The sequence below is a fragment of the Streptomyces sp. NPDC127084 genome (assembly GCF_042724175.1).
Classification (GTDB): domain Bacteria; phylum Actinomycetota; class Actinomycetes; order Streptomycetales; family Streptomycetaceae; genus Streptomyces.
The window spans coordinates 1-1,358 of sequence record NZ_JBHXFA010000369.1; the positions used below are offsets into that span (position 1 = coordinate 1).

Here is a 1,358-nt window from a genome sequence, read left to right on the forward strand (position 1 = left end):
GCCGATGGAGTACAGGAAGCCGTCGTAGCCGAAGAGGGCGATGGCGCCGGCGATACCGAGGAAGGACGCGGCGGACATGTAGTCGCCGGAGACGGCGAGGCCGTTCTGGAAGGCGGTGAACTGGCGGCCGCCCGCGTAGAAGTCGGCGGCGCTCTTGGTCTGGCGGCCCGCCCATACGGTGATGACGAGCGTGGCGGCGACGAAGATCGCGAACAGGGTGATGATCAGCGGCCGGTGCTGGCTCGCCTCGCCTGCGGCCAGGGTGATCGTGGGGCTCATGCGCCGCCCTCCATCCGGGACTTGATCGCCGCGCCCTTGGGGTCGAGCTTCGCGGCGGAGTAGCGCGCGTACCACCAGGCGATGAGGAACGTGGTGAGGAACTGGGCGAGGCCCAGCACCAGGGCGACGTTGATGTTGCCGACGACCTTGGTGTCCATGAAGTCGTCCGCGTAGTTGCACAGCAGCACGTACAGCAGGTACCAGACGATGAAGCCGACGGTCACCGGGAAGGCGAAGGAGCGGTGGGCGCGGCGCAGTTCGGCGAACTCCGCGCCCTCCTGGACCTGTTCGAACTCCTCGGTACTGGGGAGTTTGCTGACGGCTTTCGAGGGGGGTGGTGTCTCGGTGGCCACGGTGTCTCCTCGCGTTACGGACCTGCGGGTTCTGGTCTGGCTTGGCGCTTCCTGCCCAAGGGCACGGCGCCGCACGTCGACCGGTTCAACTCCTTTGACTTCTTTCGGTAGTCGTCTTTGGGAAATCATTGCTGGCCAGCCACCGCGGAAGATAACTTCAGGTCTGCACCACTAGTCATGTACCTGCCCGGGCGCACCGCCCCGTCTCGGGCCGTCTCGTTTTCGGATGATGTGGAGATCCCATGGCTCATCTGCGCCCCAGACGCCGGCTCGCCCTGGCCGTACCGGTCGTGCTGTCACTGACCGCCTCGCTCGGCTTTCTCCCGTCGGCGGCCTCGGCGGTCCCGAGCACGGAGACCACCGCGCAGACCGCTGACGCGCCCAACCTTGCGTATGTGGTCAACACCCGGCTGGATCACTGGACGATCAACTCGGTCAAGAAGGCGATCAATGCGGCCGGCGGCACCATCGTGGTGACGTACGAGAAGATCGGTGTGATCGTCGTCCACTCGGCGAACCCCGACTTCGGGTCGGTCATCCGCAAGGTGCCCGGTGTGCAGTCGGCGGGTGCCACGCGTACGGCGCCGCTGAGCCTCGCCTCGACGACCGACGAGGGCGCTGTGCAGTACCTCTCCAAGGACCAGGCCGCGAAGACGGCGAAGGCAACAGCCGCCGCTGGTGACAGCGAGCCCCTCGAATCCGAGCAGTGTGAGCTGCCCGCGATCG

General features: G+C 66.5%; 1 protein-coding gene and 2 pseudogenes. 1 reads left to right on the forward strand and 2 read right to left on the reverse strand.

What is annotated here, in order from left to right; genetic code table 11:
- Window positions 1-279, reverse strand: a pseudogene (locus tag ACFWI9_RS34280) (cation acetate symporter); the annotation flags it as partial.
- A complete protein-coding gene (locus tag ACFWI9_RS34285) occupies window positions 276-632 on the reverse strand; it encodes a DUF485 domain-containing protein (RefSeq protein WP_387169213.1) in 357 nt (118 codons plus the stop codon). The pseudogene ACFWI9_RS34280 and the gene ACFWI9_RS34285, both read right to left, overlap by 4 nt.
- A gap of 242 nt (window positions 633-874) precedes the next feature.
- Between ACFWI9_RS34285 and ACFWI9_RS34290 the strand changes: the two are divergent.
- Window positions 875-1,358 (forward strand): annotated as a pseudogene (locus tag ACFWI9_RS34290) (peptidase S8); the annotation flags it as partial.